Source organism: Parabacteroides sp. B2-S-102 (assembly GCF_023656665.1).
GTDB lineage: Bacteria > Bacteroidota > Bacteroidia > Bacteroidales > Tannerellaceae > Parabacteroides > Parabacteroides distasonis.
In genome coordinates, this window is the sequence record NZ_JAMOKM010000002.1 from 490,549 (window position 1) to 513,188 (window position 22,640).

Annotated in this window: 17 protein-coding genes; 7 read left to right on the top strand and 10 right to left on the bottom strand. The window is 48.5% G+C overall.

The window, feature by feature from the left end; translation table 11 throughout:
* Positions 1-49: 49 nt before the first annotated feature.
* Together NBH07_RS04875 and NBH07_RS04880 are read left to right on the top strand one after the other, a co-directional pair.
* Entirely contained in the window at positions 50-1,165 is a 1,116-nt protein-coding gene (locus NBH07_RS04875) for an efflux RND transporter periplasmic adaptor subunit (protein WP_005858206.1), read from the top strand.
* Positions 1,166-1,172: 7 nt separating this feature from the next.
* Positions 1,173-4,310: an efflux RND transporter permease subunit gene (locus tag NBH07_RS04880; protein ID WP_170105524.1), complete on the top strand. Its 3,138-nt coding sequence runs from the start codon at positions 1,173-1,175 to the stop codon at positions 4,308-4,310.
* 108 nt (positions 4,311-4,418) lie between these two features.
* On the opposite strand, the gene bamJ is transcribed toward NBH07_RS04880, so the two are convergent.
* Positions 4,419-4,820 (bottom strand): BamJ family beta-barrel-assembly machinery protein, encoded by a 402-nt coding sequence (bamJ, locus tag NBH07_RS04885; RefSeq protein WP_156682409.1) that lies wholly within the window; start codon positions 4,818-4,820, stop codon positions 4,419-4,421.
* Between the two features lie 987 nt (positions 4,821-5,807).
* Between bamJ and NBH07_RS04890 the strand changes: the two genes are divergently transcribed.
* Positions 5,808-7,274, top strand: coding sequence for a catalase (locus tag NBH07_RS04890; protein ID WP_005858216.1), 1,467 nt, complete (start codon positions 5,808-5,810; stop codon positions 7,272-7,274).
* A gap of 71 nt (positions 7,275-7,345) precedes the next feature.
* Here NBH07_RS04890 and NBH07_RS04895 read toward each other — a convergent pair whose 3' ends face one another.
* Genes NBH07_RS04895 through NBH07_RS04915 form a run of 5 tightly spaced genes read right to left on the bottom strand, consistent with a single transcriptional unit; the run spans position 7,346 to position 12,474 of the window.
* Entirely contained in the window at positions 7,346-7,720 is a 375-nt protein-coding gene (locus NBH07_RS04895; protein ID WP_005866200.1) for a YbaN family protein, read from the bottom strand.
* Positions 7,720-8,694: a methionyl-tRNA formyltransferase gene (gene fmt, locus NBH07_RS04900; protein WP_057316990.1), complete on the bottom strand. Its 975-nt coding sequence runs from the start codon at positions 8,692-8,694 to the stop codon at positions 7,720-7,722. Before fmt ends, NBH07_RS04895 begins: the two co-directional genes overlap by 1 nt.
* A 30-nt stretch (positions 8,695-8,724) precedes the next feature.
* A complete protein-coding gene (locus tag NBH07_RS04905) occupies positions 8,725-10,509 on the bottom strand; it encodes a chloride channel protein (protein WP_008779521.1) in 1,785 nt (594 codons plus the stop codon).
* Between the two features lies 1 nt (position 10,510).
* Positions 10,511-11,911: a sugar transferase gene (locus NBH07_RS04910; RefSeq protein ID WP_156682410.1), complete on the bottom strand. Its 1,401-nt coding sequence runs from the start codon at positions 11,909-11,911 to the stop codon at positions 10,511-10,513.
* 2 nt (positions 11,912-11,913) lie between these two features.
* Entirely contained in the window at positions 11,914-12,474 is a 561-nt protein-coding gene (locus tag NBH07_RS04915; protein ID WP_008774182.1) for an L-threonylcarbamoyladenylate synthase, read from the bottom strand.
* 223 nt (positions 12,475-12,697) lie between these two features.
* Here NBH07_RS04915 and recJ point away from each other — a divergent pair, with 223 nt between their 5' ends.
* Both recJ and NBH07_RS04925 read left to right on the top strand, forming a co-directional pair.
* Positions 12,698-14,422 (top strand): single-stranded-DNA-specific exonuclease RecJ, encoded by a 1,725-nt coding sequence (gene recJ / locus NBH07_RS04920; RefSeq protein WP_005866190.1) that lies wholly within the window; start codon positions 12,698-12,700, stop codon positions 14,420-14,422.
* Between the two features lie 9 nt (positions 14,423-14,431).
* On the top strand, positions 14,432-16,348 hold the full coding sequence (locus NBH07_RS04925; protein ID WP_057325956.1) for a RecQ family ATP-dependent DNA helicase: 1,917 nt from the start codon (positions 14,432-14,434) through the stop codon (positions 16,346-16,348).
* A 97-nt stretch (positions 16,349-16,445) separates the two neighbouring features.
* Here NBH07_RS04925 and NBH07_RS04930 read toward each other — a convergent pair whose 3' ends face one another.
* The 3 genes from NBH07_RS04930 to NBH07_RS04940 all read right to left on the bottom strand — a co-directional run bounded on the left by NBH07_RS04930 (position 16,446) and on the right by NBH07_RS04940 (position 20,176).
* Entirely contained in the window at positions 16,446-17,357 is a 912-nt protein-coding gene (locus NBH07_RS04930; RefSeq protein WP_044544851.1) for a ThuA domain-containing protein, read from the bottom strand.
* A gap of 40 nt (positions 17,358-17,397) precedes the next feature.
* Positions 17,398-18,255 (bottom strand): ROK family protein, encoded by an 858-nt coding sequence (locus tag NBH07_RS04935; protein ID WP_156682411.1) that lies wholly within the window; start codon positions 18,253-18,255, stop codon positions 17,398-17,400.
* Between the two features lie 244 nt (positions 18,256-18,499).
* A complete protein-coding gene (locus NBH07_RS04940) occupies positions 18,500-20,176 on the bottom strand; it encodes a putative transporter (protein WP_036629009.1) in 1,677 nt (558 codons plus the stop codon).
* 108 nt (positions 20,177-20,284) lie between these two features.
* On the opposite strand from NBH07_RS04940, the gene NBH07_RS04945 reads away from it, so the two are divergent.
* Both NBH07_RS04945 and NBH07_RS04950 read left to right on the top strand, forming a co-directional pair.
* Positions 20,285-21,094, top strand: coding sequence for a peptidylprolyl isomerase (locus NBH07_RS04945; protein WP_156682412.1), 810 nt, complete (start codon positions 20,285-20,287; stop codon positions 21,092-21,094).
* Between the two features lie 12 nt (positions 21,095-21,106).
* Entirely contained in the window at positions 21,107-21,496 is a 390-nt protein-coding gene (locus NBH07_RS04950; protein ID WP_005858241.1) for a hypothetical protein, read from the top strand.
* On the opposite strand, the gene NBH07_RS04955 is transcribed toward NBH07_RS04950, so the two are convergent.
* Complete coding sequence (locus NBH07_RS04955; protein WP_250833469.1) at positions 21,490-22,530, bottom strand: glycoside hydrolase family 43 protein; 1,041 nt, start codon at positions 22,528-22,530, stop codon at positions 21,490-21,492. The genes NBH07_RS04950 and NBH07_RS04955 overlap by 7 nt on opposite strands.
* Between the last annotated feature and the right edge of the window lie 110 nt (positions 22,531-22,640).

The window sequence follows — 22,640 nt, forward strand, 5'->3', positions numbered from 1 at the left end:
AAAAGCCCACTCAAACAATTAATATAAATAATCATTAAAGACAAAAGATATGAAGACATTTGTTTACATAGGGATTATCGGAGCCTCCGCCTTATTACTGGCGTCTTGCAAGGGGAAAAGCAAGCCGATGGAAACGCCCGTGCCCTCCATAAGCGTATCCACGCCGATCGTGAGGGACATTACCTTGACGAAAGAATACCCCGGATACCTTAGTTCACAACTGAAAGTAGACTTGGTAGCCCGTGTCAACGGATACTTGCGTACCTCTTACCTCAAGGCCGGAAGCCGGGTGAAGAAGGGCGATCTTATCTTCGTGATCGAACCGGACACCTATCAAGATAACGTCACCCAAGCCGAGGCTTCCGTAAAGACCTCCAAAGCCCAGCTGGAATATGCACGCAGTAACTACGAGCGTATGAAGGAGGCGGCTAAGAGCGGCGCCGTAAGCCAGATACAAGTGATCCAAGCGGAGGCTACCGTATCGGAGTCTGAGGCTGCCGTGAAGAATGCCGAGGCGGAGTTGAATACCGCACGGACCAACTTGAGCTATTGCTATATCCGTGCGCCTTTCGACGGTGCGGTTACCCGGGCCAGCTACGATATAGGTAATTACATCAACGGAGCCGTCCAGCCGGTTACCTTGGCCACCTTATACAAGGACGACTTGATGTTCGCCAATTTCAATATCGAGGATAACCAGTTCATGAAGATGATGCTGGAAGCCGCCCGCAACGATAGCACCGTGAAGCTTCCGACCGAGATCCTCGTCAGCATAGGCAAGGATGGCGGCAATGCGTATACGGGCCGGCTGGATTATCTATCCCCCAATATCGACCTATCGACCGGTACCCTGAACGTACGTGCCAATCTGGATAACCCGAAGCATGTATTGAAGAGTGGCTTATATGTCACCATCACCCTGCCGTATGCCGAGCAGCCGAATGCGGTCTTGGTTCGCGACGCCTCGATCGGTACCGACCAATTAGGGAAGTACCTTTATATCGTGAACGACTCCAATGTCGTACGATACCGTCCTATCGAGGTGGGCCAATTGGTAGACGATACGCTTCGCCAAGTGACCGCCGGTATCAGCCCCAAAGACTCCTATGTCACCTCCGCCCTGCTTAAGGTACGAGATGGCATGACTATCAAACCTATAAAATAAGCAAGCTATGGTAAAGTTCTTTATTAACAGACCGATATTCGCCACCGTACTTGCTCTGATCATCGTCGTGGCGGGTTTGGTCACCCTCAATATATTACCGATCGCCCAGTATCCGGAGATCACGCCGCCTACCGTACAGGTATCCGCCGTTTATCCCGGGGCGGACGCACAGACCGTAGCGCAGACCGTAGGTTTACCGATCGAGCAACAGGTAAACGGCGTGGACGGTATGCTTTACATGAGTTCAAACTCCTCCAGTTCGGGGGCTTACTCCCTAACGATCACCTTCGCCGTGGGAACGGATATCGACATGGCGACCGTCATGGTGCAAAACCGGGTGAGTATCGCCCAGAGCAGCTTGCCGGAACCCGTGATCGTACAAGGTATCACCACCCGCAAGCAATCCTCCAATATCGTGATGATGCTTACCCTAAGTTCCAAGGATTCCATTTACGACGGGTTGTATTTAAGTAATTACGCCACCTTAAATATGATAGACCAGCTAACCCGCCTGCCGGGTGTAGGCTCGGTACAGGTGATGGGAGCCGGAAACTATAGCATGCGTATCTGGCTAGACCCGGAGGCGATGCGTATCCGTAACTTGACGCCGGACATGGTCTATCAAGCCATATCCACGCAAAACGCCCAAGTATCCGCCGGTTACGTAGGCCAACCGATTCTACGGGCGGATAACCCCTATCAATATACCTTGACCGTGAAAGGACGGTTGACGACACCGGATGAGTTCGGCAATATTGTCCTTAAGACCGGGCAAGGTGGCAAGATCCTGCGATTGAAGGATATCGCCCGCATAGAGTTGGGTAGCTCCTCTTACAACGTGGTCTCTAAATTAAGCGGACAGCCGACTGCTGCGATAGCGATCTACCAGTTGCCGGGTTCCAACTCATTGGATGTATCGAAGGTGGTAAAGGCCAAGATGAAAGAATTAGGCAGTTCCTTACCCGAAGGCGTGGAATACAAAGTGACCTTGGATACGACCGAGGTGATCGACGCCTCCATCCATGAGGTGCTTATCACGTTCTTGGAGACAACCTTGCTGGTGGTCTTGGTTATCTTCTTATTCTTACAGAATTTCCGGGCGGTAGTCATCCCGTTCATTACGATTCCGGTCTCATTGATCGGTACACTGGCGGTCATGGCGGCTTTAGGCTTCTCCATTAATACGTTGACCTTATTCGGCTTGATTCTGGCGATAGCGGTGGTGGTAGACGACGCCATCGTGGTGGTAGAGAACTCCACCCGGCTCCTCGATACCGGGAAATATACGGCCCACGAGGCGGTATCGAAGGCCATGGATGAGATCGTAGGGCCTATCGTGGGCGTGGTATTGGTATTATTGGCGGTATTTATCCCGACAACGTTTATCAGCGGTATCTCCGGGCAGCTCTATAAGCAATTCGCCTTGACAATCGCCGCCGCTACCGTATTAAGCGGATTTAACTCGCTTACGCTTACGCCCTCGCTTTGCGCCCTTTTCTTGGAGAAGAATACGGAAGAACCAAAATTCTTCCTCTTCAAAGGATTCAATAAGGTATACGGAAAGACTCAGAAGATGTACGACTCGATCGTGGAGCGGATGCTGAAACGACCGGGAGCGGCGATGATCGTTTACGGTATCATCACGGCGGTAGCGGTTATCTTGTTTATGCGCTGGCCGACAACCTTTATACCCGAAGAGGATGACGGCTATTTCCTAGTCGTATCCCAATTACCCCCGGCGGCGAGCTTGAACCGGACGGAGGCGGTCACCAAGCAGATCGACGAGATCCTAAAGACATACCCCGAGGTGAAATCATTCATCAGCGTTAGCGGATTCTCCGTGATGGGTGGAGGGGAGCAATCCAATACGGCCACCTTCTTCGTGATCCTAAAGAACTGGAACGAACGTAAAGGTAAGGAGCATACGGCAGAGGCCGTGACCAACCGTTTCAACCGGGAGGCATCGGCTATCCAAGAAGCGCAGGTATTCGGTATGGTACCGCCAGCTATCCCGGGGTTGGGCGCTTCGGGCGGCTTGCAACTGCAATTGGAGGATCGTAAGAACCTAGGTCCGACGGAGATGCAGCATGCCGTGGAGACATTGCAGGCCAGCTACCGCTCGAAACCGCAATTGCTGAACCTTTCTTGTATGTATCAGGCCAATACCCCGCAGTATCTACTGAAGATAGACCGGGATAAGGTGCAGATGCTCGGTCTTCAGTTGAATCAAGTATTCTCCACGCTCAGCTATTATATGGGAGCGGCGTACGTGAACGATTTCGTGGAGTTCGGACGTATTTACCAAGTTAAGATCGAGGCGAACGGAGAGGCGCAGAAAGTGATCGATGATGTACTCCGTTTGAGTCTGGCGAATAGTAAAGGAGAGATGGTACCCTTCTCCTCTTTTATCGAATTAGACGAGCAATTGGGATTAGACCAGATCAACCTATATAATATGTATTCATCGGCGGCTATTACTTGTATCGCCAACCCGAAATATAGCTCCGGAGAAGCGATCCTAGCGATGGAGGAGCTGATACAGGAGCAATTAGGTGATAATTTTGGATATGAATGGACCTCGGTCGCTTATCAAGAGACGAAAGCAGGATCTACGACGGTGATTATTTTCGCCATGGCGTTGCTAGTCGCTTTCTTGGTTCTCTCGGCTCAATATGAGAGCTGGACAAGTCCGTTGGCGGCTATCATGGGTTTGCCGATCGCCTTGTTGGGAGCTATTATCGGCTGCTGGGTGATGGGGGTTCCGGTAAGCGTATATACCCAGATCGGTATTATCTTATTGATCGCCTTGTCCGCCAAGAATGGTATCTTGATCGTAGAGTTCGCCCGGGATTTCCGAAAGGAAGGTAATCCGATACGGGATTCCGCCTTGGAAGCCGGACACGTTCGTTTACGTCCGATCCTGATGACCTCGTTCGCCTTTGTATTGGGTGTCATGCCTTTGCTTTTCGCTACCGGAGCGGGAGCGGCCAGCCGTATATCCTTAGGTGCGGCGGTAGTATTCGGTATGGCTATCAATACGATATTCGCCACGATGTTCATCCCTAACTTCTATGAACTGATGCAGACCATCCAAGAGAAATGGCTGGATAAAGGAAAGAAGACGGATGATACGCCTAAACAATAGAAAGTTTCCAATCCTCTAATGAGGCAAAAAGAGAATAGCCATGGCTAAACCCATGGTTATTCTTTTTTACTCCCTTCGGATACATTATTATATATTCTATGATTGGAATTAGGCGATTCCCAACAACTCTACCTCAAATATTAATGTGGAGAAAGCAGGGATCGGACCCGAGGCACGATTACCATAACCAAAATTGTAAGGGATATAGATTATCCATCTATCCCCTACCCGCATTTCTTGAAGAGCCAATTGCCAGCCTTCAATCACTTGGTTCAAGCGAAAGGCTTCCGGGCAACCCCGTTTCCATGAGTTATCAAATTCCCTTCCGTTAATCAACGTTCCTTTATAACGTACGGAAACGACGCTTTCCCGATTAGGAGAGACTTTGCCTGTACCCGCTTGTATTACCTTATATAATATACCACACGGTAATGTCCGGGTTCCCTCTTCCGAAGCGATCTCGTCCAAATACAATAGATTCTTCTCTTTGTACTCCTCTTTTCTACTCATATATATTACATTATCTTACATTTAGCTCCGCAAATGTAGCAAATAGAAATAGAAACGCAATGGCATGGTAACACAATAGACATGCCAAACGTTCAAATACTATCATTATATGAATCTGATTCCCGCTTTTTTTATCATAGATCAAGAAAACATAGGAATCCGCAAAAAACATGCTATAAAACATACCACGTATGGAATAACGCCGTATATTTGTGTCGTAAAACATAATTGTAAAGCAAATATGGTAAAGAGATTGTTTAAACGTTACATCGATTTGCTAGGGTTTCAACCTTGGACAATTTGGGTTTACCGCATGTGGTAAACCTCACGATGAAAAAGAGGAAGGTTTAGGTTAAGGTTATCAGAAGTTCGGGATTAGGTTAGTAATAGGTTAAAAGGTTAAAGGTTTAGGTTTTCAATTCATTCGTTACTCGGACTTCAAAAGTTATGTGAGATTTAGAACGTGTCGAAAGGCACAGATTTATTAATTAAAAAGAAAATGAGCTATGAAAAGTTTTATTAGACATTTTTTGGATAGCTGCTTGAGATCACTCGCTGCTATCGGTCAGTCGGAGTTAACAAAATGGGGTTACAATAAATAAGTAACACCCCATTTTACCGGGAAGGTGAACATTTGATTTTTTCAAACCATACCGCGGTTGCTTGGCATCTTGCCAGACAACCGCTTTTTTGTATCCATACCTTTTAAACAAGGTATCTTAGTTTCATAGAGAAAGTATCCTAAGTTCATTGGCGAAGTATCTTAGGTGTATGGGGCGATGAAACTAAGATACTTTTATAACTCATGCGCCTATCCCCACTGAGTTTCTACTACCCGTCTATATATTTATAGATATTAACTATTTGACAACTGTCTAACAACATCTTATTTTTGTCAGGAAGTTAAAAACAATTGTTGTTTCTAAACAGTTTTATTTAAAGATTACTTTATCTAAAATTCTTTATTGCGACATAAAAACTAAAGTTATGGAAGACAAAAAACTAACTGCCGCCAACGGGCGCCCTGTTGCGGACAATCAGAACGTACAAACAGTGGGGCCACGTGGCCCGATGGTATTACAAGACCCTTGGTTCATTGAGAAGCTAGCGCACTTCGACCGTGAAGTGATCCCAGAAAGACGCATGCACGCCAAAGGTTCCGGCGCATTCGGTACCTTTACCGTTACACATGATATCACAAAGTATACGAAAGCGGCTATTTTCAGCGAGGTAGGCAAGAAAACTGACTGCTTTGTCCGTTTCTCCACCGTAGCCGGAGAGCGTGGAGCAGCCGACGCAGAGCGTGATATCCGTGGATTCGCCATGAAATTCTACACAGAGGAGGGTAACTGGGACTTGGTAGGTAACAACACCCCCGTATTCTTCTTGCGTGATCCCCTAAAGTTCCCGGACTTGAATCATGCGGTCAAACGTGACCCGAAAACGAATCTACGAAGCGAGGATAACAACTGGGATTTCTGGACTTTGCTTCCCGAGGCCCTGCATCAAGTAACGATTACGATGAGTTCTCGCGGCATTCCTTACTCTTATCGACATATGCATGGTTTCGGTAGCCATACGTACAGTTTTATCAACAATAAGAACGAACGTATCTGGGTGAAGTTCCATCTCAGAACCCTGCAAGGTATCAAGAACTTGAGTGACGAGGAAGCGGCTGCGATCATCGCCAAGGATCGTGAATCCCATCAGCGTGATTTGTTCGAGAGTATCGAGCGTGGGGACTTCCCGAAATGGAAATTCCAGATCCAATTGATGACTGAGGAGCAGGCCGAGACCTATCCGATCAACCCGTTCGACCTCACGAAAGTATGGCCGCATAAGGACTTCCCGTTAATGGATGTCGGTATCCTCGAGTTGAACCGTAATCCGGAGAATTATTTCCAAGACGTGGAGCAAGCCGCATTCAACCCGATGAATACTGTCGAAGGTATCGGCTTCTCCCCAGACAAGATGTTACAAGGTCGTCTATTCTCTTATGGCGACGCCCAGCGTTACCGCCTTGGCGTGAACCTAGAGCAGATCCCGGTGAACAAGCCCCGCTGTCCGTTCCATGCCTATCACCGTGACGGAGCGATGCGTGTAGACGGAAACTATGGAGCCGCAAAGGGTTACGAACCTAACAGCTTCGGCGAATGGAAAGACTCTCCCGAGAAGAAGGAACCGCCTTTGAAAGTACACGGGGATGTTTATAATTACAACGAGCGTGAGTATGATGATGATTATTACAGCCAACCGGGTGCCTTATTCCGTTTGATGCCGCCGGAAGAGCAACAGTTGTTATTCGGAAATACCGCCCGTGCGATGGGTAACGCCCAACTGTTCATCAAGCAACGCCACGTACGCAATTGCTACAAGGCAGACCCTGCTTACGGTAAGGGAGTAGCTGAAGCTCTAGGAATCAGCTTGGAAGAGGCCTTGAAAGAAGACCGATAAAGTAGTAAGGCTACGATAGAAAGCGATAAAAGAGGGATAACCCCAGTAATCCTATGGATGAACAGGTTATCTCATTCTTTTTTAGTAGGATAAGAGAGGATATGCCATGAGACTCCGATACTGATAAGCCCTAACAAAGCTTTCACCCACCAATAGCCGACTAGCAAAAGGGAAGTAATGATCGTAGATAGCCACATGATAGCGATCGTGATAATCTTGGAACGCAAAGGAATAGCCTTATCTTCCACAAAGCCCTTAATATGCGGCCCGAAATAACGATTGCTCATCACCCGGTTATAAAGTCTCTCCGAGCTACGGACATAAAACCAACAAGTCAGTAACCAAAAAGGAGTGGTCGGGAGCAAAGGGACAAAGATGCCGATCGCTCCCAATATAAGAAAAAACGTTCCTAACGTAATGTATATGATACGTCTCGTCCCGTTCATCAGCCAACCGTATATTCTGCGATTTGCTTGAAACCGTTCAAGAAGTCCGTTATATTCATCCGTTTCTTTCCGGCAAGTTGCAAGGAACGCAAGCGAAGAAAACCGTCCTTCACGGCCACGTCGATATACGATTTATGATCCGTATGGATAGAGCCGACCGGGAAGTTATGCTCAGCCGGACGTTTCTCTGCCTGGTAAATCTTTAAAGCCAGACGTTTGCCATCCTCAGAGATCAATTCCGTCCAAGCGGCAGGATAAGGAGAAAGCCCACGGACGAAATCATAGATCTTCTTCACCGGCTGGTTCCAGTCGATATGACAGGTATCCTTGAATATCTTCGGGGCCGGACGCAACTCGGCGGCATCCTTATAGAATTCCTCTTGGGGGATAGCGTCTGTTTTTCCATCCAACAGTAAGTCCACGGTCTCGGTAACCAACCTCGCCCCCATCGCCATCAAGGCATCGTGAACGGTTTCTACATCGTCGGTATCAGCGATCGGCAGATGTCTCTGACGGATGATCTTACCCGTATCGATCTCATGCGTAAGAAAGAAAGTAGTCACGCCGGTCTCCGTATCACCATTGATAACCGCCCAGTTGATCGGAGCGGCACCCCGGTATTGCGGAAGCAAGGAGGCATGCAGATTAAAAGTTCCCAGACGGGGCATATTCCAGACCACCTCCGGCAGCATACGAAACGCCACCACGATCTGCAAATCCGCCCGCAAGGCACGCAGTTCCTCTAAAAATGCCTCGTCCTTCAATTTCTCTGGCTGCAAGACCGGAAGACCCACCGATACGGCATATTGCTTCACAGCGCTCGGCTGAAGCACGCTACCATGACGGCCCATCGGCTTATCCGGCATCGTAATGACACCTACCACATTATATCCACCTTCTACCAAGGCACGCAGGCTCTCCACGGCGAAATCGGGAGTGCCCATATATACGATTCGTAAATCCTCTTTCTTCATATATAATAAATTGGATCTGTTTGTAACAAGTTAGTCCCCGGAAAAGTTATCGACCAATACCTCCCGATAGGAATTAAATATCTTCGATTTCGACATAAAGCCGATATAATGGCCATTCTCATCGACCACCGGAAGATTCCACGCTTTCGTATCATCAAACGTCTGCATGATCTGATCCATCGGCGTGTTGATTACGATCTTGGCCGGGGCGGAAACCATGAACTTCGATACATGGAAACGATTATACAACTCCGGACGGAACATGATATTCCGGATATTATCCAGCAAGACGATACCCAGCAACACGCCCCGCTCGTCCACGACAGGAAAGGTGTTACGTCCGCTTCGGGAAATGACCTTTACCATATCGCCCAACGTCATCTCCGGAGACACCATCTGGAAATCTTTCTCGATCACGCTATCCGCCCGTAGCAAGGTAAGCACCGCCCTATCCTTATGGTGCGTCAGCAACTCGCCTTTCTGCGCCAAACGCATGGAGTAGATGCTATGAGGCTCGAACATAAGGATCGTGATATAGGAACTGATCGAGACGATCATCAAGGGGAGGAACAAATCATACCCACCCGTCAGCTCGGCAATCAAGAAAACCCCGGTCAAAGGAGCGTGCATCACCCCGGACATAATGCCCGCCATACCCAGCAAAGCGAAATTCTTCTCTGAGATATACATCGTGAACGGGAAATAATTAGACGTATGCGCAAAGATAAAACCGGCGATACAGCCCAGATACAAACTAGGAGCGAAGATACCACCGCAACCCCCTCCGGCATTCGTGGCGCTGGAAGCGAATACCTTCGTAAGCAAGATCAAGGTCAAGAAGATCAAGACCCCGAAATACGTATCGTTCAGATCGTAAAACAAACTCTTGTCCATGATATGCGAGAACTGCCCGTTCAGCAACGAGCCGATCGTATCATAGCCCTCACCATATAGCGGGGGGAACAGGAATATCAAGATACTCAGCATCACGCCGCCCAACATGAACTTCTTCCAATACGTACCCAACTTCCGGTACATCCCTTCCACCTTGTTCATCACACGGGTAAAATAAAGGGATACCAATCCGCAAAAAACACCCAGCAAGAGCACGTAAGGAATACGCTCGATCTCGAATGCCTCGGTCTGAGAGAACTTAAACATGGCCTCGGTGCCGGTAAAGATATAAGACATCGTAGCCGCCGTCACCGACGAGATCAGCAAAGGAAGCACGGAAGTCATCGTAAGGTCCAGCATCAATACCTCAATCACGAACACCAACCCGGCGATAGGCGCCTTGAAGATACCGGCGATCGCTCCGGCGGCACCACATCCCACGAGCAACATCAACGTCTTCTGCTCCATCTTGAACACCCGCCCCAGATTAGAACCGATAGCCGCCCCCGTCAATACGATAGGAGCCTCCGCCCCGACCGATCCACCAAAGCCGATCGTCACGGAACTGGCTACGATAGAGGTCCATGTATTATGCGGCTTGATACGGCTCTTTCGTTGCGAGATGGCATACAAGATCTTCGTCACACCGTGGCTGATATCATCCCGCACGATGTATTTCACGAATAATCCGGCCAACAAGATACCGATCACCGGATAAAGCAAATAGAGGTAATTTACGCCATCAGCATTGAAATTGCCCGTCAATAAATGCTGTATGAAATGGATCAGCTGTTTCAGTATTATGGCGGCGGCTGCCGTACAAAGTCCCACGATAAAACTGATAATAAGGATGAAATGCTTCTCCTTGATGCGCTTTTCCCTCCACAACAAGAATTTATAGAATAAACCTTCGTTTGCCATTTTAAATACCTTTACCTGTAAACACTGTTTTAACTGTATAAATGAGAATCGTTATGTCCAGAATCAAGGACATATTCTCATAGTATAATATATCATATTCCAAGCGCTCGATCATCTCATCCACGCTGCCGGCATATCCATATTTCACCATACCCAACGAGGTGATTCCCGGACGTACGTTATGCAGCAGATAGTAGAAGGGGGCTTTCCTCACGATCTGCTCGATGAAATATTTACGTTCCGGACGGGGGCCAACTAGCGACATATCCCCTTTCAGCACGTTCCAGAACTGCGGTAACTCGTCCAAGCGGTATTTCCGCATCACCCGTCCGAAGGGAGTGATACGGGAATCGTCCTCGGAAGAGAGCAACGGACCTTCTTCCTCGGCGTTCGTATACATCGTACGAAACTTATAGATCATGAAAGGCTCGCCCATGTATCCGATCCGTTCCTGACTGAAAAACACCGGGCCGGGGGAATCCCGCTTCACCCGCCAAGCGATATACAGGAACAAGGGAGATAAGAGCACCAAGAAAATCAGAGATAACATCTTATCCATAAAGAGCTTTACATTCTGCTCGATGGGCAAGAAGTTGTTATCCGTCACGTCCACCAGCGGAACGCCCTTTATCGCCTTGATCTTTACTTGCGATAATGAACTGGATTTATCCGCCAATATCTTGATCGGCCGTTTATAGCAATATAACGAATACAGGATATCCATCAAACGGCTATTATCCACCGTCTCCAAGGCGACAACCAGCTCATCCACCTTTTTCTCCTCTACGATCACCGGCAAAGATTCCAGCCTACCGATCACACGATCTCCGGCGACCCCGCCCTTTTTCTCCGTACCATCGGAGACAAAACCGACGATATTATAACCCAACCCATACAGGTCGTCAGCAATACACGCCGCCTTCTTCCCCGCCCCAATCATCAATACGTTCAACGCCCATTCCCTGCACTTTATCTTCCGTAACCCGGCCTGCGTAATCAATAACCGGGGAATATACGTCAGGACAAACTGCAATCCCCATAAAGAGAAAAACATATCATAATACACATGATAGGAACGGGGCAAGTCATTTAGCACTAAGGCAAAAAACAAGATCACGACACCGATCGACACGCTCCCAAGGGTAGAGAACAACTCAGTAAGCCTCGACTTACCGAACGGTTTATTATAATAACCGGAAAACCAATATAATACGAACCAGAAAAACGGGATCAATAGCTGCCCCTTCAACGAGGGGATATGCAGCAAAAAGGCCCCGACGGTATCAAACCCTTCATACACCGCCACCTCCTCATAGCGTATCAGGTTAAATAATAACCAGACTACCGACGACGCTATAAAATCCGAGACAATATATTTTCCGGCTTGTACGCTTTTCTTCATCCTTATCTAATTACCTGCACAAGCCCACCGGCTCCTAGCTTGATAATGCCGGACGGAGCGGCCTTGCTCATATCGTCCTGACGATAACTCACGATATAATCCACACCCTCCTTGATCACCTCCGATACCTCGCTGAAATTAGCGGGAGAAGGCTCGCCGCTTACGTTGGCGGAAGTAGAGACCAAGGGTTTACGGAAACGCTCGCACAATTTCTTGGAGAACTCCTCGTTCGTGATGCGGATACCCACGCTACCATCGGCTCCCAATAGATTTGTCGCCAAGTTCTTGGCACTTGAGTAAATGATGGTCAACGGCTTATCAGACACGCTAATCAAATCCCAAGCGATATCGGGAACATCCGACACGTACCTATCCAATTTAGCCTCGCTGTCCATCAAGACCAACATAGCCTTATTGTCTGCCCTTCGCTTTAGCTCGTACACTCTTTGTACGGCTTTTTCATTGGTAGCGTCGCAACCAATTCCCCAGATAGTGTCTGTAGGATAAAGTATTATGCCGCCTGCGGCCATTACTTCGCAAGCTTTTTTAATATCTTCCGTCATTGTATTTTATAATATTTAGGCAAATGTACGAATCATTCTCCTACTTCAAAAAAATAATAACAAAAAAACTATTTTCTTTAAGCCATACCGGATATACCATATTTAATTTCTAACTTTACGGGTTGAAATATATTGCGGAAATCTCGCCTTTGTCATACGGTAGATTAAGGATGACAAGGTATCCGTAGTATCAGGCAAGCAAAAAAGAAAAAAACAATATATAATGATTAACAAATGGAACTTTCAAACCCCATCAGAAGAAGAGTTACATAAGAGAGACCAATTGGTGGCTGAATTAGGATTCAGCCCGGTGATCTGTCTCTTGCTCGTTCAACGAGGTATCACTTCGATCGAAGAGGCGAAGAAATTCTTTAAACCCAGCTTGAACGATTTGCACGACCCGTTCCTTATGCCGGATATGGATAAGGCGGTGAGGCGCTTGAACAAAGCCTTGGGGAATAAAGAAAAGATTTTGATCTACGGCGATTACGACGTGGATGGAACGACAGCGGTATCGCTCGTCTTCAAGTATTTAAGACCTTACTCGTCTACCTTGGATTTCTATATCCCAGATCGATACGACGAGGGGTACGGTATCTCTTACAAGGGTATCGATTATGCCGCCGAGAACGGCGTGTCGCTGGTTATCTCGCTGGATTGCGGTATCAAAGCGATCGAGAAGATCGAGTACGCCAAGGAGAAAGGTATCGACTTTATTATTTGCGACCACCATATGCCAGACGCCACTTTGCCGGACGCTGTCGCCGTATTGGATGCCAAGCGCTCGGATTCTATCTATCCGTATGAGCATTTATCGGGTTGCGGAGTGGGATTCAAGTTCATGCAGGCGTTCGCCAAGAGTAATAATTTCCCGTTCTCGGATCTGGAGAAGTTGTTGGAACTGACGGCGGTCAGTATCGCCTCGGATATCGTCCCGATTACGGGAGAGAACCGCATCCTCGCCTATTACGGGCTGAAGCAATTGAACAGCAACCCCAGCCTCGGGCTGAAAGGGATCATCGATATCTGCGGATTGACCGGAAAGGAGATCACGATCAGTGATATCGTATTCAAGATCGGTCCCCGTATCAACGCTTCCGGCCGTATGATGAACGGGAAGGAGGCGGTGGAACTGCTACTGTCCAAGGATAGCGCCAGTGCCCGGGAGAAGAGCGAGAGCATCAACCAATATAATGAGGAACGCCGGGAATTGGACAAGAAGATCACCGACGAGGCGAACGCTGTCATCGACGAAGTAGAGAACATGGATGACCGGAAGGCGATCGTGGTGTATAACCCGGGATGGCACAAAGGCGTGATTGGTATCGTAGCGTCCCGTTTGACCGAGAAGTATTACCGTCCGGCGGTCGTTCTTACCAAATCGTCCGAGTTGATCACCGGATCGGCACGTTCCGTAACGGGTTTCGATATTTACAAGGCGATAGAGAGCTGCCGGGATTTATTGGAGAATTTCGGGGGACATACCTACGCCGCCGGGCTTTCCCTTCGGGAGGAGAACCTAGAGGCATTCACCGAGCGTTTCTTGAAGATCGCATCCGAGGAGATCATACCGGAACAGATGATCCCACAGATCGATATCGACGCTATCTTGGATTTGAAAGAGATCAACCAGAAGTTCGTGAACGACCTAAAGAAGATGAGCCCGTTCGGACCGGACAACCAGAAGCCTGTATTCTGCTCGCTTGGCGTAAAGGACTACGGCACCAGTAAGCTCGTGGGTAAGGAACTGGAGCATCTCAAGCTGGAATTGATCGACGGAAACTCAAGCACCCCCATGCACGCCATCGCTTTCGGCATGCACAGGCACAACGACCATATCAAGGGTATGAAGCCTTTCAACATCTGCTACACGGTGGAGGAGAACACCTACAACGGCAACACCTCTATCCAGCTGATGATCAAAGACATCAAACCCGACGATATATGAGGAGGACAGGTGGACGTCTACCATAAGATATTAGAGAAGTATTGGGGATACCCTGCTTTTCGTCCCTTGCAGGAGGATATTATCCATTCCGTCTGTGCCGGAAAAGATACGCTCGGGCTGATGCCTACGGGTGGTGGTAAATCCATCACCTTTCAGGTGCCGGCCTTGGCGATGGAAGGGATTTGCATCGTCGTCACTCCCTTGATCGCCTTGATGAAAGACCAAGTGGAGAACTTACGCCGGGTCGGCATCAAGGCTACGGCTATTTATTCGGGCATGAGCCGGCAAGAGATTATCACGCAACTGGAGAATTGCATCTTCGGGGGGTATAAGTTTTTGTATGTCTCCCCGGAGCGGCTTAGTACGGATATTTTCCGGATCAAGATGGAGGCCATGCAAGTTTGTTTGCTAGTGATCGACGAGAGTCACTGTATCTCGCAATGGGGATATGATTTCCGTCCTTCTTACCTCAATATCGCTGAGATCCGGGACTTATTGCCGGGTGTTCCGGTATTGGCCTTGACCGCCACGGCTACCCCGGAAGTGGTGAATGACATACAAGAGCGTCTGCGGTTCAAGGAGAAGAACGTATTTCAAAAGAGCTTCGCCCGCAAAAATCTGGCTTATATTGTCCGGAAGACGGAAGATAAGTTAAATACACTCGTTTATATATTGGGAAAAGTTCCGGGTACGGCCATCGTATATGTCCGCAACCGGAAACGCACCAAGGAGATCGCCGTCATGCTGCAACAGGCGGGTATCTCCGCCGATTTCTTCCATGCCGGATTAAACCGTGACGAGAAAGAACTGCGTCAGGCCCGTTGGAAAAGCAACGAGTGCCGGGTAATCGTATCGACCAACGCTTTTGGTATGGGTATCGATAAGCCGGACGTGCGATTGGTCGTGCATATGGATATGCCGGGATCGTTGGAGGAATATTATCAAGAGGCCGGACGCGGGGGGCGTGATGAGAAGAAAGCCTTCGCCGTGGCTCTTTGTTCCTCCACGGATAGCGCCAAGCTAAAGAAACGGCTGGCGGATGAGTTTCCGGACAAGGAGTTTATCTACCGGGTCTATGAGGCGTTGGGTAATTATTACCAGATCGCCGTAGGGTACGGGCTAGATACGGTACACGATTTCTCGTTAACGGATTTTTGTTCCGCTTATAAGTTCTCTTTATTGCAAGCGCATCATGCCTTGAAGATCCTTGGGTTATCGGGCTATATCGAGTATACGGAGGAGGTGGACAACGCTTCCCGCCTGATGTTCACGGCTACCCGTGACGAGCTTTACAGGTATTTAAGTGAGAACAAGCGAACGGATGAGGTGATTCAGACGATCTTGCGTTCTTACACCGGGTTATTCGCGGATTATGTTTATATAGATGAGAGCGTAATCGCTACCCGTGCGAGAGTAACGCCTCACGAGGTGTATGAGACCTTGGTAGGTTTATCCAGATACCGGATCGTAAACTACATCCCGCATAAGAAAACCCCGTTGATTATCTATACCCAGACCCGGGAGGAACAGCGGTATCTTTCCATACCCCGCTCGGCGTATGAGGAACGCAAGGAGCGTTTCGGGAAACGGATCGAGAAGGTGCTGGAATATATCAACGAGGAGCGGGTATGCCGTAGCCGCATGCTCCTATCCTATTTCGGCGAGGAAGATTCCGCCCCTTGTGGCTGTTGCGACGTATGCCTATCGAAGCATGAATCACAGCTTATGAATTGGGAATTCAGCGCTATCCGGGAAAGTCTCGTAAAGGTATTGGCCGGGGAATCCCCTATCCCCGTGAAAGAACTTATTGAGAAATTACCTTTCCCTCAAGAGAAAAGCCTCACGGCCATCCGCTTTCTGGCGGATCAAGATCCCCGATTCACATTAAGCGACGGCTATCTATCGCACGAGGATTCAGCAAAATAGCACGATGCCCATCGTAAGCTCCTTAGAATGCCCATTGTTAGCTTGCTAGAATGCCCATCATAAGGAGCTTACAATGGGCATTCTAATAAACCAAGTATCACCGCTTATAATTACTCCGATTAGATACTTGTTTTTCCGTCGGGAAATCAGCGGGAACCTTTTGGGTTACTTTGCCGGTAGCGGCCCATTCCGCACCTCTTAACAAGGTGATCTGGAAGCCGGCGCATTGCATAGCCGGACAATTCTCTACCGTTTCCCCCGCGTGCCCTAACATCGTATGAAATATACGGGCATTCCCATAATCAACCGTAAAGATCAACGGCTCCTCACGGCCGGAGCCTCCGGTCTCCTTGTCCGAATAAGCCGTATACAAGCAATCCTTTATATTTCCCGGGCCACGCATACGATCATATAACTCATCCTGCGCATGTTTCCATTTATTCGGCAGCCCCTTCATGATCGGATGCTCATGGTTCCGGGCATTCAGCACATACTCATGCTGCTTGCCATGAGAGCCACCCACGCCCGCCGAGCTATCCTTTATCAACTTACCATCGCTCCAATATACATAGGGTCCCGCTTTCTCATCCCGGTTCTCCCAACCGCCCAAGGCACAAATCTTATTGTATTCCGGCCAGTTCACGAAGGCGTTATCAGCGGCATGATAGATCACGACACCTCCACCCCCTTGCACATACTCCAAGAAACGGCGGTTCGTCTCCTCCGGCCAAGCATCCCCATTATAATCCAGCACCACCAGCTCGTAAGGACTGAAATCCAAGACAAAGCCGGACATATCCTTCCCCGCCTCCGGAGAGACCGCGAAATCCACGGAGAAGCGTCCCGAGTTCTCCAATATCTGTTTAAGCACCACATGGCTCACCTGCCAATTATGGTTATTCTGCCCTGTTATTAATAACGTCTTGATCGGCTTACGGGCCGACATGCCACATACAACCAATAAAGCGGCCAAAAGGAAAACGATCTTCCTACAAAATACATGTCTCATGGTATGAATAAGATTTAAGTAAACTATAAATTATCCGTCTTTATTTATCATAACAAAGGGAAGCGGCACCGAATAGCCCCGGATTCTCCAGCTTAGAGAAACGTATCTTCAAGTTCTTGATAGAGTTCGGATAAGCGAAATCCTTCAAGTCCTCATACATGCTCTCCTCAAACAACTCATGGGCGGCGGTCACCGAGCCTCCGAAGACGATCATCTCCGGATCTACCGTCAATACCACGATCTTGATAGCGGCGGCCACATGTACGCCCAACTGCCGGTAAGCCTCCAGCGCCTGCTCGTCCTTCCGCATCGCACGGGTGTACATCTCCTTCCCATCCACGCCCCATACGTTCATGAAATAGGAACCGCTACAGAAATATTCCAAGATCTGTCCTTGGTAGGGAATCATGCCAAATTCTCCCGAGCCACAATTAGCGTCGGCCAACAGCTTGCCATTCTGGATAATTCCACCCCCCAAACCCGTACCCAAGGTGAGGCCCACGAAGTTATCAACCGTCTTTCCTTCGCCAAAGATACGCTCACCCAGAGCGAAGCAATTCGCGTCGTTATCCACATAAACCGGCACGGAGAAGCAAGCCTCCAAGATCTCCTTCAAATGTACCTCCTCCCAATGCGGGATATTCACCACGTTATATACGATCCCCTTCTCACGATCCACCACGCTCGGCACACCGATTCCGATAGCTACCACGCCCTCGTCCCACACGGAACGGATCACCTCTATCAAAGCCTCCAATGTCTCCCCGCAATCCGCGGCGTCCTGGGGAGTCGGGGCGTTCCCCTGAGCCACTAATCGATCCCCTACGATACGGCCGGCACGCATATTCGTCCCCCCTAAATCCACTCCGATATAAGCGTTTTTCTTCTCTACACTCATTCTTTCCACGATATTAAATTAGATTATACTCCCACAAAGCTAACAAAAAAGGCAATGTTACGAATAACATCACCTTTTAAACTGATAAATTTAATACATCTATGCTTTTTATTTTCCCCGGCGTCAACTCCATCCAGCACGTATACCGACATCGCCTCACGCCTACGCTCGCATAGGCCAACGTCGATATACGTGTGAGGCAATGCCGATATACGTGTAAGACGGCACCATTATAACTACCGCATCAAGCGAAGAACAAGATCAATAATTGCGCCGTAAGTACCCTCAAGAACATGGTCAAGGGGTATACCGTAGCGTAACCTACGGAAGGAGCGTCGTTTCCAGCCGTAGCGTTCGAGTAAGCCAAAGCGGGCGGATCCGTCGTACTACCGGCGATCAAGCCCATTAAGGTGAAATAATTGATCTTATAGAAATAACGGCCTACACAACCGATGATCAGCAAAGGAATCGTTGTGATAATGAAACCGTAACCGATCCAAGCGAATCCACCATTGTTCACGATCGTATCCACAAAACCATCGCCGGCACTGATACCCACACAAGCGAGGAAGAGGGTGATACCGATCTCACGCAACATCAAGTTAGCGCTCTGGGTCGTATAGGTAACCAGCTTATAACGGTAACCAAAACGGCTAATCAAGATCGCCACGATCAACGGACCTCCCGCCAAACCTAACTTAACCGGTTGCGGAATGCCCGGGAACGTGATAGGAATACTCCCCAAGACAATACCGAGGGCAATGCCGATAAAGATCGTGATCAAGTTCGGCTCGTTCAAGCGTTTCAAGGAGTTACCCAATACCTTTTCTACATTCGAGACAGCCGTCTCGGTACCCACCACATTCACACGGTCGCCCACCTGCAACGTCAGACCCGGCGTAGCTACCAAGTCCACGCCCGCACGGTTGATACGGGTGATATTGATACCATATAATTTACGCAGTTTCAACTGTCCCAGCTTCTTGCCGTTCAACTCCGGTTTCGTGATCAAGATACGGCGGTTGATAAACTGGCTCTCCATACGAATCCATTGCTTGCGCTCCATATCGATCTCCTCGCCAATGAATGTCTTTACGGACTCGGCATCTTGATCGGTCGTGATCACGAAAATCTTATCATCCTCATTCAAGATCGTACCGGCGGAAGCGATCTCGATCTGCTTGTTATCATTACGCCATACACGGGAAATCACGAAATCCAGATGATCCATCAAACCGGATAACTCCCCTACCGTCTTACCGAAAACCGCCGGATTCTTTACGACCAGCGAGATCGGTTTCGCCTCATTCGTATGCGAGGCATCCTCCTTATTCAAATCGTCATTCTCCTTATCGAAATTCACACGGAATACGTAACGTACGAAAATGATCGAAAGAATAATACCGATCACGCCCAGCGGATAAGCCACGGCGTAACCCAAGGCGATCGTATTATCTGAAACCCCGTACATATCGGAATAAGCCTGCTGAGCCGCACCTAATCCGGGGGTATTCGTCACCGCCCCCGATAAAATACCCACCATCGTAGGCATCGGAATACCTGTCACGAAATGCAATACCAAAGCCGTAGCCACGCCAAGGAAGACAATTCCACAGGCTAGCATATTCAACGTGATTCCCCCCTGCCTAAAAGACGAGAAGAAACCCGGCCCGACTTGCATACCTACCGAATAAACAAATAAGATCAATCCAAATTCCTTAAAGAAATGAATCACATTGTGGTTAACCGTAAACCCAAAATGCCCTAAAATAATACCTACAAACAACACCAAGGTAATCCCAAGCGAAATCCCAAACACCTTTATCTTTCCCAACTGAATGCCGGCGGCAATCACGAAAGATAGTAAAAGGATAGAATGCCCGATACCTTCTCCCCATAATAAATCGTTTATCCAATCCATGCTAAAATCTTTAAAAATCTTATTACCTATTAATAAAGACGCGAAGTTAGGCATTTACTTTGTGTTTTACAACATAACACCTATATTTACCTTTTAAATTAAAATCTCATGAAAAAGATATATTACATTTTATCAGCATTGTTCCTTTGCGTGGTAGCCACCTCGGCGCAAGAAGCTGGAAAAACGGTAGTTATTAAAACCAATGTAGGTACTATGAAGGCCATCCTGTACGATGATGTGCCTAATCACACCCGTACTTTCATCGAACGGGCAAAACGGGGGGATTTCAACGGGACCTTATTCACCCGTGTCCTGCCGGAGTTTATGATCCAAGGAGGAGCCCCGGATTCCAAGAACGCTCCCGCCGGTGCTAAATGCGGCTTTGGAGATCCTTCCGCCGAGATACCGCCCGAGATCAACGAGAAATATTTCCATAAGAAAGGAGCCTTGGCCGCTCCCCGCCAACCGGACGATGTCAACCCGCAAAAGAAATCGGATATGTCGCAATTCTTTATCGTGCAGGGGAAGGTCTATAGGGAAACCGAACTGGATACGTTAGAGCGTACCGCCAACTATCCGGCCCGGCAAAAGGCCCTGAAGGAGTTTTACGCACCGGTCCGTGCCGAGTTGAATATGATAAAGATGAGTAACAAACGGGAATACCAGAAGCGATTGAGAATGATCAACGCCCAGATAGACTCCGTTATTCAAGCAACTCCCGGGCATTTGCTATTTACGGACGAGCAACGGAAGGCTTATACCACCGTAGGCGGTTGCCATCATCTGGACGGCACCTATACGATCTTCGGGGAGCTGACGGAGGGATTCGACGTTTTGGATCAGATCGCCACCCAGCCGAAAGACCAGAATGACCGTCCGAAGAAAGACATCCGCATCCAAAGTATAACGATCGAATAATTCACCACTCCTATGTTAAAGAGAGATTTCATCATGGTACAGATCGAGGAACTGGGCAAAGTGATCGCCCAGATCATCTTCAATCGTAATTCCAACGATGGGGCACGCAAGAACCCCGAGTTAATCCAATCCGTCTACACATTCTTAAAACTGGATAACGATTTCTTGCTGAACACGCCTATCGACGGTATCCGCACTTATCTGGACGGTGATGATTCGTGCGGCCTCCAACGCATGGAGCTGGCGAGCAAGACCTTGCTGGAAGAAAGTTTCCTTTTGCCGGAGGCGCAAGGTAAAAAACTCCGGGCAAGAGCGAAAGAGCTATTGGAATATATCCAACGCAACGACACTACGTTCTCGTTGGAACGAGTGGCGTTGCTGGAAGAGATAAATAACTATTGAATAGATTGCGGATCGGTGGTAGGGCCTTCCACGACTAGAAGGCCATTCTCATTGATTCGCATTTTATCGATGAATACGACCCGCTCATCCCCTGTCTTCTGGGTACGCCCGTGGTAAACGCAATACATTTGTTTTCCGTCCTTCGACCAAGTAACGCTATTATGTCCGGTACCCGTGACGATACCGCCTTTTTCCACGTTCTTCTCCAGCACCGGATTATTAGATGCCTTCTCAAACGGTCCTAACGGATGTTCGGACACGGCATATCCCACCGCATAATTTGCCCCGCCAAAATAATTAGCGGAATACATCATATAATACAAGCCGTTGTGACGTAGCATGAAAGAGCCTTCCGTCCAACGACGTCCGACCTCCCCTTTGGTAACCGAGCGACTTTCCCACTCACTTTGCGCATCATCCAATTTTACGGGTGGACGCAGCAGAAGTACGGGTTCCCCAATTACGTGCGTAAGATCCGGAGCGACCTCCACCCCGTAAATCCAGCTTTCCTCAACGGAGTCGAACATGCCTTTCTTCTTTGCCTCATCGGCGATCTCGCTTTCTACCGGATGCTTATAGCAACAACGGGAATAATAGAGATAGGTACGGCCATCCTCATCCTCGATCAAGTTTCCGTCGATTACAGGATATCCCGGATCAAACAAAGGAGCATCGGCCAATTCCTTAAATGGTCCGGTCGGCTTATCCGACACAGCTACGCCGATACGGAAATTTTCCTCCTCGTTGGTCGGATTCTTCCGCCAATCCGCACTGAAGAACATATAGAACTTCCCGTCACGCTCGTACACTTCCGGCGCCCAGAAATTAGCGATTGCCCAAGAATCGGGCGTATTGCCCCGATAAACCTGCCCTTCCGACTTCCAATGGATCAAATCATCGGAAGAATAGGCGCAAAAACCGTCTACAGCCCCGGCACCGGTACCATACATATAATAACGTCCGTCCGAGGCCAACAATACGTATGGATCGCCAAACTGGACCGACAAAGGATTACTGTACGGTAAGCATTCGATAAACTCCCCCTTTCATTCTAAAAATGTGATATTACTTTTGTAATCAAAGTAAAAAAGCTCAATTGTTATGTCACATCAATGGACCATGGAAGATTTTGAATCTATTTATT

Coding starts and splice junctions, on each gene's coding strand:
- bamJ (WP_156682409.1), bottom strand. CDS start 4,820: ATGAGTAGAAAAGAGGAGTACAAAGAGAAGAATCTATTGTATTTGGAC.
- NBH07_RS04880 (WP_170105524.1), top strand. CDS start 1,173: ATGGTAAAGTTCTTTATTAACAGACCGATATTCGCCACCGTACTTGCT.
- NBH07_RS04905 (WP_008779521.1), bottom strand. CDS start 10,509: ATGGCAAACGAAGGTTTATTCTATAAATTCTTGTTGTGGAGGGAAAAG.
- NBH07_RS04910 (WP_156682410.1), bottom strand. CDS start 11,911: ATGAAGAAAAGCGTACAAGCCGGAAAATATATTGTCTCGGATTTTATA.
- NBH07_RS04935 (WP_156682411.1), bottom strand. CDS start 18,255: ATGAGTGTAGAGAAGAAAAACGCTTATATCGGAGTGGATTTAGGGGGG.
- NBH07_RS04930 (WP_044544851.1), bottom strand. CDS start 17,357: ATGAGACATGTATTTTGTAGGAAGATCGTTTTCCTTTTGGCCGCTTTA.
- NBH07_RS04895 (WP_005866200.1), bottom strand. CDS start 7,720: ATGAACGGGACGAGACGTATCATATACATTACGTTAGGAACGTTTTTT.
- NBH07_RS04950 (WP_005858241.1), top strand. CDS start 21,107: ATGTTAAAGAGAGATTTCATCATGGTACAGATCGAGGAACTGGGCAAA.
- fmt (WP_057316990.1), bottom strand. CDS start 8,694: ATGAAGAAAGAGGATTTACGAATCGTATATATGGGCACTCCCGATTTC.
- recJ (WP_005866190.1), top strand. CDS start 12,698: ATGATTAACAAATGGAACTTTCAAACCCCATCAGAAGAAGAGTTACAT.
- NBH07_RS04940 (WP_036629009.1), bottom strand. CDS start 20,176: ATGGATTGGATAAACGATTTATTATGGGGAGAAGGTATCGGGCATTCT.
- NBH07_RS04890 (WP_005858216.1), top strand. CDS start 5,808: ATGGAAGACAAAAAACTAACTGCCGCCAACGGGCGCCCTGTTGCGGAC.
- NBH07_RS04915 (WP_008774182.1), bottom strand. CDS start 12,474: ATGACGGAAGATATTAAAAAAGCTTGCGAAGTAATGGCCGCAGGCGGC.
- NBH07_RS04945 (WP_156682412.1), top strand. CDS start 20,285: ATGAAAAAGATATATTACATTTTATCAGCATTGTTCCTTTGCGTGGTA.
- NBH07_RS04875 (WP_005858206.1), top strand. CDS start 50: ATGAAGACATTTGTTTACATAGGGATTATCGGAGCCTCCGCCTTATTA.